This window comes from Limosilactobacillus reuteri subsp. reuteri, from assembly GCF_000016825.1.
In the GTDB taxonomy this organism is placed as follows: Bacteria; Bacillota; Bacilli; order Lactobacillales; family Lactobacillaceae; genus Limosilactobacillus; species Limosilactobacillus reuteri.
The window spans coordinates 1354660-1370000 of the sequence record NC_009513.1; the positions used below are offsets into that span (position 1 = coordinate 1354660).

Annotated in this window: 11 protein-coding genes, 9 tRNA genes and 1 rRNA gene (1 of these 21 running past the window's edge); 2 read left to right on the forward strand and 19 right to left on the reverse strand. The window is 39.2% G+C overall.

What is annotated here, in order from left to right; translation table 11 throughout:
- Positions 1-33 precede the first annotated feature (33 nt).
- Entirely contained in the window at positions 34-1332 is a 1299-nt protein-coding gene (gene preA / locus LREU_RS06845; protein WP_003668560.1) for an NAD-dependent dihydropyrimidine dehydrogenase subunit PreA, read from the reverse strand.
- Positions 1325-2566 (reverse strand): NAD(P)-dependent oxidoreductase, encoded by a 1242-nt coding sequence (locus tag LREU_RS06850; protein ID WP_003668561.1) that lies wholly within the window; start codon positions 2564-2566, stop codon positions 1325-1327. Before LREU_RS06850 ends, preA begins: the two co-directional genes overlap by 8 nt.
- Positions 2567-2861: 295 nt before the next feature.
- Here LREU_RS06850 and LREU_RS06855 point away from each other — a divergent pair, with 295 nt between their 5' ends.
- Positions 2862-3623, forward strand: a complete 762-nt coding sequence (locus LREU_RS06855) for an exodeoxyribonuclease III (protein ID WP_003668562.1) — start codon at positions 2862-2864, stop codon at positions 3621-3623.
- A gap of 121 nt (positions 3624-3744) precedes the next feature.
- Here the strand turns inward: LREU_RS06855 and apf (LREU_RS06860) are convergent, their stop codons facing one another.
- The 6 genes from apf (LREU_RS06860) to nrdD form a co-directional block, all read right to left on the reverse strand.
- Positions 3745-4452, reverse strand: a complete 708-nt coding sequence (gene apf, locus LREU_RS06860; protein ID WP_003668563.1) for an aggregation-promoting factor — start codon at positions 4450-4452, stop codon at positions 3745-3747.
- A gap of 328 nt (positions 4453-4780) precedes the next feature.
- Complete coding sequence (locus LREU_RS06865; RefSeq protein WP_003668564.1) at positions 4781-6481, reverse strand: phosphoenolpyruvate carboxykinase (ATP); 1701 nt, start codon at positions 6479-6481, stop codon at positions 4781-4783.
- A gap of 154 nt (positions 6482-6635) precedes the next feature.
- The gene (gene apf, locus LREU_RS06870) at positions 6636-7397 is read right to left on the reverse strand and encodes an aggregation-promoting factor (protein WP_011953516.1); all 762 of its coding nucleotides are present in this window, start codon (positions 7395-7397) and stop codon (positions 6636-6638) included.
- A 384-nt stretch (positions 7398-7781) separates the two neighbouring features.
- The gene (locus tag LREU_RS06875) at positions 7782-8675 is read right to left on the reverse strand and encodes a SufD family Fe-S cluster assembly protein (protein WP_003668566.1); all 894 of its coding nucleotides are present in this window, start codon (positions 8673-8675) and stop codon (positions 7782-7784) included.
- 8 nt (positions 8676-8683) lie between these two features.
- Entirely contained in the window at positions 8684-9262 is a 579-nt protein-coding gene (gene nrdG, locus LREU_RS06880; protein ID WP_003664234.1) for an anaerobic ribonucleoside-triphosphate reductase activating protein, read from the reverse strand.
- Between the two features lie 65 nt (positions 9263-9327).
- Positions 9328-11562: an anaerobic ribonucleoside-triphosphate reductase gene (gene nrdD, locus LREU_RS06885; protein ID WP_003668567.1), complete on the reverse strand. Its 2235-nt coding sequence runs from the start codon at positions 11560-11562 to the stop codon at positions 9328-9330.
- A gap of 405 nt (positions 11563-11967) precedes the next feature.
- On the opposite strand from nrdD, the gene LREU_RS06890 reads away from it, so the two are divergent.
- Positions 11968-13365 carry a DHA2 family efflux MFS transporter permease subunit gene (locus LREU_RS06890; protein ID WP_003668569.1) on the forward strand — a complete coding sequence of 466 codons (1398 nt, stop codon included), beginning with the start codon at positions 11968-11970 and terminating at the stop codon, positions 13363-13365.
- 37 nt (positions 13366-13402) lie between these two features.
- Here the strand turns inward: LREU_RS06890 and LREU_RS06895 are convergent, their stop codons facing one another.
- The 11 genes from LREU_RS06895 to rrf form a co-directional block, all read right to left on the reverse strand.
- Positions 13403-13957: a GNAT family N-acetyltransferase gene (locus LREU_RS06895; protein WP_003668571.1), complete on the reverse strand. Its 555-nt coding sequence runs from the start codon at positions 13955-13957 to the stop codon at positions 13403-13405.
- 418 nt (positions 13958-14375) lie between these two features.
- Positions 14376-14460: transfer RNA gene (locus LREU_RS06900), tRNA-Leu, on the reverse strand.
- Positions 14461-14474: 14 nt separating this feature from the next.
- Positions 14475-14545, reverse strand: a tRNA-Cys gene (locus LREU_RS06905).
- Between the two features lie 36 nt (positions 14546-14581).
- A tRNA-His gene (locus LREU_RS06910) sits at positions 14582-14656 on the reverse strand.
- 17 nt (positions 14657-14673) lie between these two features.
- Positions 14674-14744, reverse strand: a tRNA-Trp gene (locus LREU_RS06915).
- Positions 14745-14750: 6 nt separating this feature from the next.
- Positions 14751-14833: transfer RNA gene (locus LREU_RS06920), tRNA-Tyr, on the reverse strand.
- Positions 14834-14838: 5 nt separating this feature from the next.
- A tRNA-Phe gene (locus LREU_RS06925) sits at positions 14839-14911 on the reverse strand.
- Between the two features lie 36 nt (positions 14912-14947).
- A tRNA-Val gene (locus LREU_RS06930) sits at positions 14948-15020 on the reverse strand.
- A 5-nt stretch (positions 15021-15025) separates the two neighbouring features.
- A tRNA-Glu gene (locus LREU_RS06935) sits at positions 15026-15097 on the reverse strand.
- Between the two features lie 7 nt (positions 15098-15104).
- Positions 15105-15196, reverse strand: a tRNA-Ser gene (locus LREU_RS06940).
- 49 nt (positions 15197-15245) lie between these two features.
- Positions 15246-15341: ribosomal RNA gene (rrf, locus tag LREU_RS06945) — 5S ribosomal RNA — on the reverse strand (it continues 21 nt past the right edge of the window).

Genomic DNA, 15341 nt, shown 5'->3' on the forward strand with positions numbered 1-15341 from the left:
GTTCGCTTTTTCATATATGAGGAAAACTAATAATTAATTTTCTTGATTAGCCTTTACCGGGTGATAGCGATGAAGACGTTGAGATCCTACATCAATTTCTGCTGGATTACCTTTGTGACCCGGCTTAATTTCAACAAGGCCTAACTTAATAGCCCCCACAGGACAAACAAGTGCACAAAGTTGACAACCGACACACTTACTCTTATCAAAGACTGGTTGCCGTTTTTCATCATCCCAAGTTAAAGCTTGGTGGGCACCATCTTGGCATGAGATAAAGCAACGACCACAACCGATACACTTATCCCAATCGATCTTAGGATAAACCTTGTAATTTCGGTCAAGTTGGTTAGTAGGAATAATATTCTTATTAGCTAAGCCGACAAGATCTTGAAGGTGATCTACATGTTGTTCTTCCATGTAATGCATTAAACCATTAGTAAGGTCATCAATGATCCGATAACCATATTCCATGATCGCAGTTGTAACTTGAAGAGTGGTAGCACCTAAAAGAATAAATTCAGCAGCATCTTCCCAGGTCTCAATTCCCCCAATCCCAGAAATCGGTAGTTGTTCAAGGCCGGCTGCTGACCGTAATTGTTGTAAGAAACGTAAAGCAATTGGCTTAACAGCTTTCCCAGATAATCCAGAAACAGAAGATTTACCATCAATATTTGGTAAGCCAACTTTCTTCTTTAGATCAACATCAACAATTGATTTAACCGTATTGATTGCGGAAAAGCCATCTGCCCCTCCTTCTAGACATGCCTTTACAACTGGAACCATCGTCGTAATATTTGGTGTCATCTTCGCAAGGACTGGAAGGCTAGTCCCACGTTTAACAGCTTCACAATTCTTCTTACATAATTCTGGATTAGTTCCCACATCAGAACCCATGGTATGAGAAGTCATCTGCGGACAAGAGAAGTTTAGTTCAATCATATCAGCTCCAGTCTCAGTTACTAACTTGGCCAGGTTGGTCCAATCTTCCAAGGTTTCACCCATGATTGATGCGATCAAGACCTTATTGGGGTATTCTTCTTTTAACCGTCGCATATCAGCCAAATCTTGTTCCAAGGGGTGTTCTGATAATTGTTCCATATTCTTAAAGGCAACAAAATGCATGTCTTCCTTGGCTAATTCATCGAACCGGGGAGAAACTTCATCAATCTTAAAGTGTGTTGGTGATAAAGTCTTATATACGATACCGCCCCAACCAGCGTCATATGCATTCTTACACATTTCGTAACAGTTCCCAACAGGTGAGGACGACAAGCAAAATGGATTTTCAAAATGAACGCCTAAAAAGTCTACAGATAAATCTTTTTTAATCATTTTCTTGTCCTCCTAACAACCGGTCTATTTCTTCGGCTACTTCTTTTCCTTTCTGTACTGCTACCACAACGGTTTTATCTCCGGCAACAATATCACCAGTCGCAAAGACTTTAGGATCCTTTGTCCGGAATCGTGGTTCACGGAATGGAATTTCATTATGCTGTAAGTCAATGTCTAGTCCTTCTGCATTCGCTTTTTGACCAACTGCTAAAATGATCTTATCAGCAGTAATAGTTAATTCACTCTTAATCTTCCGGTGAGTAAAGGTAGCACGATTCTGATGAACTTCTTTTGGAACGTAACCATCAACAATTGTTACACCAGCTTCTTGAGCACCGGCAAGTTCTTTTTTAGAAGCTTTGAATTCATCAAACTGCTCATAAATAACATCGGTGACATAAGGGACGTTAAGCTTCTTTAAGGTTGTTACAACATCCATTGCAACATCCCCACCACCAATAACAAGGACATTTTGCGGAAGATCTTCTAAATTGCCCTTACTTTCTTTTGCCCGGGCTAGGAATGAGATTGCTGATTCGGTACAGATATTGTGTTCAAACATTGGCAGCATCTTTGCTTCACTTGTCCCAATAGCAACAATCACTGCATTGTAACGAGCTTTAAGATCATCCATTGAAATATCTTTTCCAACAGTTGTGTTATAGATAATGTGCGCACCAAGGTCGACAATTCGTTGAACTTCATAATCCACAATTTCTTCCGGCAACCGATACTCAGGAATGCCGTAGGTCAAGTAACCGCCAGCCTTAGCAGCTTTTTCATAGATATCAACTGCATAGCCTTTTTCGCGGAGAGTCGTAGCTGCCTGTAAACCTGATGGGCCACTACCAATGATAGCAATACTCATCCCGTTTGGTTTACCGGCTTTAAGGATCTTCATATTCATCTTTCGTTCCATATCAGTGACATACCGTTGAATCCCACCGATATCAATTGGTCCGTCGATTTTAGCCCGGGTACATGCCTTTTCACAGTAACGCTCAGTTGGACAAACACGCGCACAGATTGATCCTAGCGCATTGTTTTCCCGAATCGTTTCAGCTGCCCCTTTGACATTACGAAAAAGAACGCTTCGAATAAATTTGGCCGGATTAGTATGTGCTGGACAGGCTTGTGAACATGGTGCATCATGACATAATAAACATCGTGCAGCTTCCTGCATTACGGTTGTCATCGTGTAACCTTTCGACTCTGTTTCATACTTTGAAGTCATTAGACGCCCTCCTCTAAGTTGTGACTCTTTGACAATTTTGTGATAAACGTAACTTTATATATAAATAATATTATATAAACGTTTTCAATATAAGTAGGCGATCCCCTTAATATATTGACCTTTTTATTCTTAAAGTTGATATTCTCGTATATACAATATGAATATTTTTATTTAACATCCACAATAGTTTTTGTATCAAAAATCACAAAAAGAGTCTTATTACTTAATGAAAAATCAAATTCCTTGTACAATTATTACAGAGACATGGTTTGGTTAAATTGAAAGAAGGATTAACATGAAATTTATTTCTTGGAGTGTCAATGGCCTGAAGTCAGCTATTAACCATGGATTTGTCGAAGATTTTAAGCGCCAAGATGCTGACTTCTTCTGTCTACAACGTACACGATTGGATAAAGGCGAAGAACCGATTCAAATTCCTAATTATTACCAATACTGGAATTATGCAGAAAAGAAGGGTTATTCTGGTACCGCCATTTTCACTAAATATAAGCCAGAAAACGTTATATACGGAATGAATAATTCAATTTTTGATAAAGAAGGGCGACTAATCACGCTCGAATATCCAAACTTCTATTTGATTGATGTATACGTCCCAGTTTCAGGTGAAAAGCTGCAACATCTTGATTATCGTCTCGACTGGGATCGTGCTTTTCTTGATTATGTTATTAATTTACAAAGTAGTAAGCCAGTAATCATTGGCGGTGATATGAGCATTGCCTATCAACCAATTGACTTAGCAGAGCCAACAGAAAATCATCATAAAGCCGGCTTTACAAAACAAGAACGAGCTGATTTTGGTAAATTACTTAATGCTGGCTTGACGGATACTTTCCGTTATCTCCATCCTAATTTGCATGGTGCATATACCTGGTGGAGCTATCGGTATGACGCACGGGAACGAAATGTAGGTTGGCGTCTCGACTACTTCTTAGTTTCTGATGTATGGAAAGAACGAATTGAAGAAGCCAAGATTCTTTCAGATGTTAAAGGCTCAAGTCACTGTCCAATTGAACTTGTTGCGAATGTTGAATTATAGGAAAACCAAGCTGAATTTTATAATATTTAAACGAAACGAGGTTGGAAAAACTAAAATTTTTCCAACCTCGTTTTATCGTATGTTTGAAATTTGTTGATTATCTATTTTATTAAATCTTATTTTAGTACCAACCGTGTGATTGCCAGAATGATTGAGCAGCACTCCAGGAACCGTAACGACTAGCTACGTATTGATCAGCTACTCGTTCTTGGTTAGCTTCTGAGTAGTCACCATTTAAGTATGATGCTGACAATTGGTACTTACCAATGTATTGACCATTCCGTGCACTGTAGCTACCACCTGATTCGCGAGCTGCGATCCAAGCCTTGGCAGCAGCATCATTTCCAGCTACATTTGAGTTATAGCCAGTTGATGCTTGAGCACTAGATTGTTGTTGTACATTTTGTGTTTGTGGAGTTTGTACTTGTTGTTGAGCAACTGGTGCTTCTTGGTTTGATTGTACTTGTTGGTTTTGTTGTGCTTGATTTTCAGCAGGTGTAGCTTGTGTATCTGCTTGTGGTGCAACATTTGCGGCTGGTAAAGTAGCAACTTCTTCTTGAGTAGCTGGTGCAACTTCACCATCATCCTTGATTACTAATTGTTGACCAACGTAAATCAAGTTCTTATCAGCAATATTATTGTTGTTTGCTAATGTATCTACAAAAGTTAGATCGTGACCTAATTTGTAAGAAATCCCAGAAAGGGTGTCACCTGCTTGCACCGTGTAAATACTGTCGGCGTTTGCAGTCGTTGCAGTAGCTACTGTTCCTAATGCAACTGCACCAGTAATCGCTGCTGTAATCTTGGCTACTTTCTTAGATAACTTCATTATAAATTCAATCCATCCTTTTCTCTTAATTAATCAAATAACTCATTTCAACGATAACTACTATACAGGATTAGGGTTACAAGCGGGTTACTAGGACTTATCAAATTTCGTTATTTCTGTAATTTTTTGTAACAAACGTTCGCTGATTTTTTTATAGTCGCTTAAACGTTGATTTAATCGCTTTTGAGTAACTTGTAAAATTATAACTAGAATTATCTCATGTAAAAATTATTCAAAAAAACTGCTCATTTTTTCTTGACGACACAAAAATCGCCCTGTAACGGACTGTTTGTTACAGGGCGATGACAAAATTGTCTTAATCGTAATCTTAATTATTCATCAAAACATCAAGCAATTCTTGAGCTGATTCTTTCAAAGCATCCTTTGACTTGTCATTACCAAGGTGAGTAAAGATTTCTCCAACGTATACATCTTGGTCAAATAGCTTTGTAAAGACCTTGTCAATAATCGGCTTAGTTAATTCTGGTTCTTGAACTGGGCCAAATGGGTTAGCAAAGAATGTCTTGCTCATTCCAACTTCATCAGTTGTTCCAAGGGCCTTCCGTTGTCCAGCAATAAATACTTTTTCTGCCTCTTCCTTTGTATCAAAACGATGAATACCAACTTCATCACTGTAATTGTTAGCGTATAGCCACATATCAATATGGTGATGTTTGATTACGTTTTCGTAGGTATCAGCAGGAATAATAACCCGGGCATTCTTTTGTTCAGGATTAAGGTAAACACCACGGTCCATGTTATTGAAGGCCACGGCACTACTTAAATCATCAAGACGAACAAAGGCACCAGTTTCTGTTCCTTGAGCATATACCCCTGGTTCACCATCAGTAAGGGTAAAGCTTCCCATGTCATCAAAGATTGTCTCCATGCTGACAATCTTATCGTCAGCTAATTCTTGCAATGCTTCAATTGATTCTGACTTTCCGGCACCTGAATCACCGAAGAAAACAACATTCTTTTCTTTACCATTAGTAAATTTAATCTTCAACATGGACCCGTGAATTGGCAGGCGACCATTGTAAATTTGATGAAGGTTATGGAGCGTCAAGCACATCTTCTTCATGTAACCAAAGTAAGTAGTCTTATCTGCGTAAGGTACTTCACCAACCCACAAATCATTCTTTTCGTCACGATAGTAATGAGAAACCATGCCTTCTGTTTCTTTTAGACCGAAAAGAAGGATCATATCAGGTTTTTGCCCCTTAATCTCATCAGGGGATGCAATTTCAAATAAGTTTGAAAGCGCGATTCCGTTTACCAAGTAATCAACATTGAAGTAAATAAAGGCTAAACTTTCACCAATCTTTGCTGGGTAACAATACCACTTACCACGTTCACCACGGAAACGTTCGATCGGGTTATCTTTTACTTCAGAAAAGACCCCTTCCCGTTTGTTACTCTTAGTGTGCATCATCATTGGTGGACGAAGCATCACGGTATTAATAAAATCAATATCCTTTAATTCTTCATAACCAGCTGGAATTTTCCAATCTTGTTGTTGAACTAAGATTGTTGCGTTAGTTGCCGCATTAACTTGTCGATAAGTCCGGTTTTCAAAACCTTGGAGCTTTTCTTCGAGGATCCGGTATGCTTTACGCACTAAGTCGTTGAATTGAGTATCAATAGTCCGGAACTCGTTACCGATAATCTTATTATCACTAAGATTAATTACCGATACCCGTAATAGTGAACGATAGTATGAGTATAATTTTTCAACACTCTCAAGAATATCTTTAGGGTCATATTCATCAAATGCACTATCATCATCAAAAAGAACTTTCTTTAAGATATCAACAAACTTGTTAACAGTGGCATTATCAAAAGCATCATCATCATTATCAGGGTTACGTGAAGCTAAATATAAACGGACAATTTCCTTTACTTCATCACTATTAATTAATGAAGGAATATCAGTAAAGTAATTTTGACTATAGTTTAACGTTGCAACACCGCGGTCAGGATTTACATATAATGATTTTGTATCAATAATCTGACTCTCTTTTGACATGGATCTCATCCTTTCATCACTTGAATAACTCTATTATAATATATTTTTTAAGATTAGGATGAAAATAATATTAACTTTTTTTCATTTTACAAAAAAATAGGAAATTATCCCTTTATTGAGACAATTTCCTACTTTAACAATTAATTATTAAATTTTAGTACCAACCATGTGATTGCCAGAATGATTGAGCAGCACTCCATGAACCGTAACGGTTAGCTACGTATTGATCAGCTACTCGTTCTTGGTTAGCTTCTGAGTAGTCACCATTTAAGTATGATGCTGATAATTGGTACTTACCAACGTATTGACCGTTACGAGCACTGTAGCTACCGCCTGATTCGCGAGCTGCGATCCAAGCCTTAGCAGCAGCATCATTACCACTAACATTTGAGCTGTAGTTTGAACTAGTAGCTTGTGCTTGTACTGGTGCACTGTAGCTTTGTTGTGCAGCAGCTGAAACAGTTGATTGTTGTGGAGCTACTGATTGAACTGGTGCTTGTTGTTGAACCGGTGCTTGAGATTGTACTTGGCTTGTTGCTACAGGAGCCTGACTAGCAACCACCGGAGCTTGGCTAGGTTGTTGACTTTCAACACTAGCTGATGCTGGAACTTGAGATGCTTCAGGTAAAGTAGCAGCTTGTTGAGCAGTTGCTTGAGTTACCTCACCGTCATCTTTAATTACTAACTTTTGACCAACATAAATTAAGTTCTTATTGGCAATTTGATTAGTTGAAGCTAAAGAGTCAACATAAGTTAAGTCATGGCCTAACTTATAGGAAATACTTGATAAGGTATCACCACTTTGCACCGTGTAAACAGAATCAGCATTAGCAGTAGTTGCAGTAGCGAATGTTCCCAAGGCAACAGCACCTGCAACGGCAGCAGTGATTTTCGCGATGTTTTTAGTTAACTTCATAAAGAAAAATCCCATCCTTTTCATAAAATACTTTTTTATTAATTAGTTATTTATTAGTTTAATTTAGTTTAAGTTGTTGAGTCCTCATATCTCTCAACACCTATTACTATACTCCCTCAAAATTACATGCGGATTACTCCGAAATATCAATTCAGTTGTTTTTCGTAATACTTTGTAATAAAAATTTTAATAGTCTGTCAAGCAAATCAACCTCGGCCACGTCCTGATAGTAACTTAGGTTTGGTTAACTTTTTCCCAGAATTAGCCAAAATTTGTAACATAATAATAAATAAGTCGCTGAATTTTTCTTATAAAGAAGAATTTCAACGACCTATTTTTCGTTATTAATGTTTTATTGTAACATTGCTGTAATTAACTTTAGCCCTATTCAACAGTCATTATTTGTTTTAGCCAACGCTCACTACTAGCTAATTCTTTTAATGGATGGATATCTTCGTTAATTGGCAGTCGTTCGCCGGCTTTTACTTTAAAAGGTGCGCCAGTGACCATTTCTAAATCCCGATATTGGGTAAGAGTGGCAGAAGTTCCCTTACCAAAACCATCAACCATTGCGGTTAACCGCTGCGTTCCACTTAATGCAATTGTGGGGGCCCACTGAGTATTTTGACCATCCAGAAAACTATAAAGATCAACAGTAGCTTTAGTTTGAACTTGACTCGCTACTTCAAACTGCAGCGTTGAACCATGGGCTTGGTATGCATGGATTGCCCGATAGATATTTTTACTAGTTGAGCGGTTTGCCTGCCGGTACGTAACATGCGCGTTAGCTCCGACTAAAATCTCCGTCCCTTCATATGATGGTAATAACGTATCATTAACCATCCGTTCTTCAATTACTGCGTTAGCCCCCGCGCTGATGACAATAATATTGTGAGTGTTCGCAGAGTTAAGGTGGGGACTAAAGACAACTGGACGCTCCTGAGTAATTTGTGGACGCAAATATATAAACTGTCCACAATCAATATTTGCAAGGTGCATGGCCGCTAACTGGCTATCCTGCCAAAAGATGGCCTTCTCCATTAAATTTTCTTGTAATAGTGTTGAGTATTCATTAACCGCTTGTTCAAGAGGCATCGCTGTTAGGCTGTCTTCCTGTAAAGAAAGCCAACCCCTACTTACACCAGTTGTTCTCTTTTGCCAGTGATCTACCCATTCTTCTTGACCAGGTAAAGTCGAGAACCGTGATTGCAGCAGAACTGCTAGTTGACGTTTTTTCTCTAACCATGCTGGCTCTTTCTTCCAAATTTTTGCCATCATTTTCTCCTCTAATGAACAAGCTTATCCCAAATAACCACTTTCCCCGTTTGAAGAGATTGCGGAACATCAATAATTCGTTGGTTAGAACTCCCTCTAAACTGAAGGGTAAGATCCTTTTTAGCCAGCAAGAATCGACCATCGACTAGAATATCGAGGTAGTGTAGAAGTTCAAGTTTATCGCTCGACTCCTTCATTAATTCTTCCCAAGTATAGCCAGACCAAGACCAAATATCCTTTTCGTGACCGAATTCTTTACGAACCCGTTTAACTAACTTCAGACAAACCTGAGTATTAAGGAATGGTTCGCCACCCAATAAAGTCAATCCTTGAACATAACTCTGCGAAAGGTCTTCGATAATCTGGTCTTCTAAATCCTGGGTATATGGCTGTCCATAATGAAAATTCTGCGCCGCCTTGTTATAGCATCCGGGGCAGTTAAAAAGGCATCCACTAACATATAAACTACACCGGACCCCTTCCCCGTCAACAAAATTGAAGGGCTTATAGTCTGCAATATATTGTAATGAATGATCTTTTGCTAACCACTCTTGCGGCTTAGGATTGCGGGGTAATCGTGTTTCTGCCATTTCTTTTTCCTCCTATATAATAAAAGGCCGGTAGCTTTGTGGGCGACTGGCCTTTTGATAATTAATTAAATTTGATCACCAGTAATATGAGCATGGGCTTTATTATCCATTTGCCGCTGCTGCTCAAATTCAGCTGCATTCTTGATCATGCCAGCATTCATATGTTTAACCCGGTGAATAATTTCCTCATGCCGTCCATGAACCATTGGCCGCTGCTGAGGATTACCAAGATAACCACATGTCCGCTTAACAACATCACAAGTTGCTGGGTCATGGTTTCCACACTGCGGACACTTAAAACCGCGAGCAGTTGCTTCAAATTCACCTTTGAATCCGCACTTAAAACACTGATCAATTGAAGTATTCGTTCCAAGATAGCCAACATGATCATATGCCCAGTCCCACACTGCTTCTAAGGCTTTTGGATTTTGGCGTAAGTTAGGATATTCGCAATAATGAATAAAACCACCAGCCGCGTACTTAGGAAAAGCCTCTTCAAATGATAACTTTTCAAATGGTGTCGGATGTTTACGAACATCATAGTGGAAACTATTTGTGTAGTATTCCTTATCCGTTACATCTTCAACCCGACCAAACTTCTTCAAATCATCTTGGCAGAATGTATCTGTTAACGATTCAGCAGGAGTGGAATAGAGACTAAAATGGTATCCTTCTTCTTTTTCCCATTCAGCACATAAATCATGCATTGCCTTAGTAATTGCAATCGCAAAGTCATGCGCTTCTTTATTATGCTCCCAATTTGACCCATAGAAAGTCGTACATACTTCATATAAACCAATATAACCTAGTGAAACGGTCGCCCGACTATTCTTAAAGACTTCATCGACACTATCAGTCTTCTTTAGCCGTTTGCCAAATGCTCCATACATATACAGGAGGGGAGCATTTTCAGGTTTAGCTTCTTTAGTACGCTTAATCCGGTAATCCAAGGCAATCTTGCAAATATTCATCTTCTCTTGAAAGATTTCCCAGAATAGTTGCTTATCGCCATGAGCCTCCAGGGCAATCCGTGGCAAGTTGACTGTCACTACTCCTAAATTCATCCGGCCTGAGTTTACTTCTTTACCAGTTTCTGGATCTGTCCATCCCTGTAAGAACGAACGGCAACCCATTGGTGTCTTAAAGCTCCCCGTTAGTTCCTTAATCTTGTCATACATCAAAAGATCTGGATACATCCGCTTTGTTGAACATTCAAGCGCTAGTTGCTTGATATCATAATTAGGATCTTCAGGGTCAAGATTTAAGCCCCGTTTAATAGTAAAAGTTAATTTAGGAAAAATGGCTGTACGATGTTCCTTCCCAAGGCCCTTAATCCGGATCTTCAAAATGGCTTTTTGGATCTCCCGGGCAATCCAACTTGTCCCTAAACCAAAGTTAATGGTCGTAAATGGAGTTTGACCTTGGCTAGAATAAAGGGTATTAATCTCGTATTCTAAAGCCTGCATTGCATCGTAAATATCCTTTTTTGTCTTCTCACGAGCAAATTCTTCTCGTTTCTCTGGTACTATCCACTCTTCAGCATCCTTCATATGCTTTTCGTAATTTAGCTTTGCATATGGTTCTAATAATTGATCAATCCGATTAGCAGAACATCCCCCATATTGCAGAGACGCCACGTTAGCAATAATCTGCGACATCTGTGCGGTTGCCGTTTGAATCGAACGTGGTGAAGAAACCCAAGCATTACCAATCTTAAATCCATGCTTAAACATCTCATCAAAGTCAATTAAACAACAGTTAGTTTCAGGCGTTACCGGTGAATAATCAAGGTCATGCCAGTGAATATCACCACGAAGATGCGCCTTGGCCACAATACCTGGAAGCATCCGTAATCCTAATGCACGACTCACGACCCCTGCTTCAAGGTCCCGTTGAGTATTAAAAACATGGCTATCTTTATTAGCATTTTCGTGAACAATCCGGGAGTTTCGGTCGAAAAGCTGCTCTAACTTATTTTGGGGATTAGTGGCTTCAGCAAATGCTTCTTCATCATGCTGGCGATAATCACGGTAAACTTTTGCCAATTCTTCATGATTAGCATTGACCAGTCCTTGAACAAAGAGATCCGCAATCTTTTTAGTAGTCACAGTTGTTTGATTAAGCAATGCATCCAATAAGGTAACATAAACACTTTGGCTAGTCTGCTCATCAGCATTGAGCGCATTTAAAACAAGATTAATCTTATAGGAATAGAATGGTGTTACTGTTCCATCACGTTTAACTACTTGAACACTTGTTAAACTTTGAAGATCCTTCTTATCAATTATTTGCACTTTCATTTTTATTTCCCCTCTCGTAATTAACGTTATCTATCATAGCTCAAAATACAACTTATAGGAAGTATTGACATTCGAAACACTATATGTTGTGGTCAAATTACTCATTTAAATATTCTGTTTATATTCTATTCTGATCTACCAGGAATAAAATGAGGATACAAGCAACGACGCTATTTTGAGATTATTGCTAGACCTTTTAAATCATTTATTTTTAAATTCCTATTATCACTGAATAGAATTTTCTATCCCGAAAAGCGCAAATTTGAAAGCGCTAAACCTAACTTAATAATCTTAATCAATATACTTAAGATTATTAGTTATTAAAAAAATAACTTACGAGCAGATAGCACGATTTGCTAGACTAATCTTTGTGCAATTTTTAGGGTAAAAGGAGTTTTTATATTTATGGAAAATGCTTTACAAGCTCGTAAGCAAGCAGCGCACCCAGAATTAATGATGGTTAGTATGCTGCTGGGAGCTTTTGTCGGAATGTTTAGTGAGACTTCATTAAATATTGCGTTGCCAAAATTGATGGCTGCTTTTCAAGTAAGTACGTCAACAATTCAATGGTTAGTTACTGGATATATGTTAATTATTGGGATTATCTTGCCACTGTCCAGTATTATTACTAAATGGTTTACGACCCGCCAAGTCATTATTTTTGCATTAATTGACTTCATGGTTGGGGCTTGTATTTCTGCCTTAGCGCATAATTTTACAATTTTGTTGATTGGACGAATGATTCAAGGGATCGGAACAGGTTTAATTCTTCCATTAATGTTTGCAGTGGTAATGCAAATCTTCCCACCGAAACAAATTGGAGCGGTTCTAGGAATGTGTGCCCTCGTAATTATGTTTGCCCCTGCAATCGGTCCTACTTTAACCGGGCTAATTCTTGCTAAGTTATCATGGCAATGGATCTTCTGGTTATTTATTCCGTTTTTATTTATTGCCTTGATTTTTGCTATCACTTCATTAGAAAATGTTGGTGAAATTACTAAGCCGCATGTTGATGTGCTCTCAATTATTGAATCGGCAGTAGGTTGTTCAGGGCTCGTTATTGGTGCTAGTTTGGCTAGTGAAGATGGTTGGACTTCACCTACAGTTCTCAGTGCGTTAATAATCGGAATTATTGTCTTAATCTTTTACACCCATCGCCAACTTCATCTGGAAGAACCAATTTTAAATCTTCATATCTTTAAGTATCCGGCCTTCACAATTGGTTCTTCAATCGTGATGCTTGACTTTGGAATTATTCTTTCTACGATGTATCTTTTACCGTTATTCTATCAACGAGGGCTCTTAGTTTCCGTTGCCCTTACTGGACTAGTAATGCTCCCTGGTGGAATTATTAATGCAGCCACTTCTGCAATTGCAGGTCGCCTTTACGATAGTATCGGGGCTAAACGTCCTGTTTTAATTGGTTTTGTCCTTGCCTTATTCGGTGCTTTGATGCTGGCATTTACGACACCACATAGTCCCATTATCTACGTTGTATGCGCGCATGTTATTTTAATGATTGGTTGTCCTTTAGCAATGTCTCCTGCACAAACTAGTGCTCTAAGTACGCTTTCGGGATTCGAATCCGGAGACGGCAGTACAATCATGAATACGATGCAACAGGTTATCGGTGCGCTTGCAACAGCCCTAGCTACTAGTTGCTTAGCTTGGGGTAGTTCTTCTATTAGTGGATCTGAAGCTATTCGCTTTACCAATGGTTTCCACTACGGCATTTACTTTGCAATTATCTTAATTGTGGTAGCACTGCTCTTATCATTCAAAATTAAAGATCAGAAAAACTAAATAAATCCTCACTACTCATGCAGGTAGTGGGGATTTTTTACTCTTTAACAATCTTATACGGCAAGTAATGGCGGCGATGATTAGTCAGATAACTATCCATTAACTGTTGGTAAAGCTGTGGATTCACGTTTGATTGTGTACTTAAGAGATCAAATTTTTCATTATCCTTTTCAACGGTATAAAGACCCGTTTTGACAAAACCATTTTTAGCGTAAAAACGATGTCGTCTGAGTCGCTGTTCGTTATTGGGTGCTTGAGGGTCTGGACGTTCAGCGCTAAGGGTAATCCGCTTTTCAGCATACCGTTCTTTAATCGCGGTTAACGTCGCACTACCCAAGCCCTGTCCATGATAGTGAGGATCAATTGCCAGAAAGAAAATATAGGCGATGCGCTTGTTGTAGACTGTGTAGAAAAAGCCAACCCATTTCCCCTCTTCATTATAGATGCTACAAAATTCTGCTTTCCCCGCTTTAGCACGCATTTTAAGTAAAGATAATGGTAAAAGTTCATTTTGTGGAAACACAGTATTATAAACCCGCTTGATATTTTTGAAATCATTTGAATTTGTAGATATTTGACGAACTTTAATCATTTAAAAATCCCTCCATCTATGTAATAGTACCTAGAAAAAACTTACCAGACAAGAAAAAAGAGACTAGCTTTAATTTTAATTAAGCTTCAATGAAATCTTGCTCTTTCGCATGTATGTTTTTACAGCAAAACATGCCTCTTAAAATTACGTGGCCTATTTTTGAAAACTGGGGTGATAATTTCATTTTGTTCTGCCATAAATTAAAAATCTCCTTACTGATGATAGTCTCAGTATAGAAGATTTGGGGTACTTAGAACTAAACGGATTGTTATTGAGTACTTACGGATGCACAAATGATGCACAAATTCAATTGAAAATAAAAAATATTTAAAACATAAAAACTCCTATAACCCTTGATACACAAGAGTTACAGGAGTTAACGTTAGCTTAGCTGATACTTCGCATTCCTACTTAAATATGCCTCCGGTGGGGGTCGAACCCACACTCCCTCAACGGGAACTGGATTTTGAGTCCAGCGCGTCTGCCAATTCCGCCACAGAGGCATCAGCTAACTAAAAGGTGGTAATCGGATTTGAACCGATGATAAAGGTTTTGCAGACCTCTGCCTTACCACTTGGCTATACCACCAAATAGTTAAGATTAAGTAATAAGCTTAATCAAAAGGGCGGTATGTGGGATTCGAACCCACGCGTGCCGGACCCACAAACCGGTGTGTTAACCAAACTTCACCAATACCGCCAAAATATTCAGTTAAGCAGGGATAGTAGGAATCGAACCCACAATGACGGTTTTGGAGACCGTAGTTATACCGTTTAACTATATCCCTATAAAATGGGGGAGAGTGGATTCGAACCACCGAACCCGAAGGAACGGTTTTACAGACCGTCGCGTTTAGCCAGACTTCGCTACTCCCCCATAAATGGCGCGGGACGGAATCGAACCGCCGACACACGGAGCTTCAATCCGTTGCTCTACCAACTGAGCTACCGAGCCATCGTGTCATGGGTATATACAACTATTAAGTTGTAATGGAGGATACAGGGCTCGAACCTGTGACCCCCTGCTTGTAAGGCAGATGCTCTCCCAACTGAGCTAATCCTCCAAAAGTGACCCGTGCGGGATTTGAACCCACGATACCAGCGTGAAAGGCTGGTGTCTTAACCACTTGACTAACGGGTCATAACAACGGAGAGTAAGGGATTCGAACCCTTGATACAGGCTTTAACCCGTATACATCATTTCCAATGATGCTCCTTCGGCCAGCTCGGACAACTCTCCAATATCCAAGCCCTGGCACAATTAAGACCAGGTGCCAAAGCTTGATTTTGCGTGGCAACGTCCTATCCTCGCAGGGAGCGATCCCCCAACTACTTTCGGCGTGTTGAAGCTTAACTTCTGTGTTCGGCATGGGAACAGGTGTATC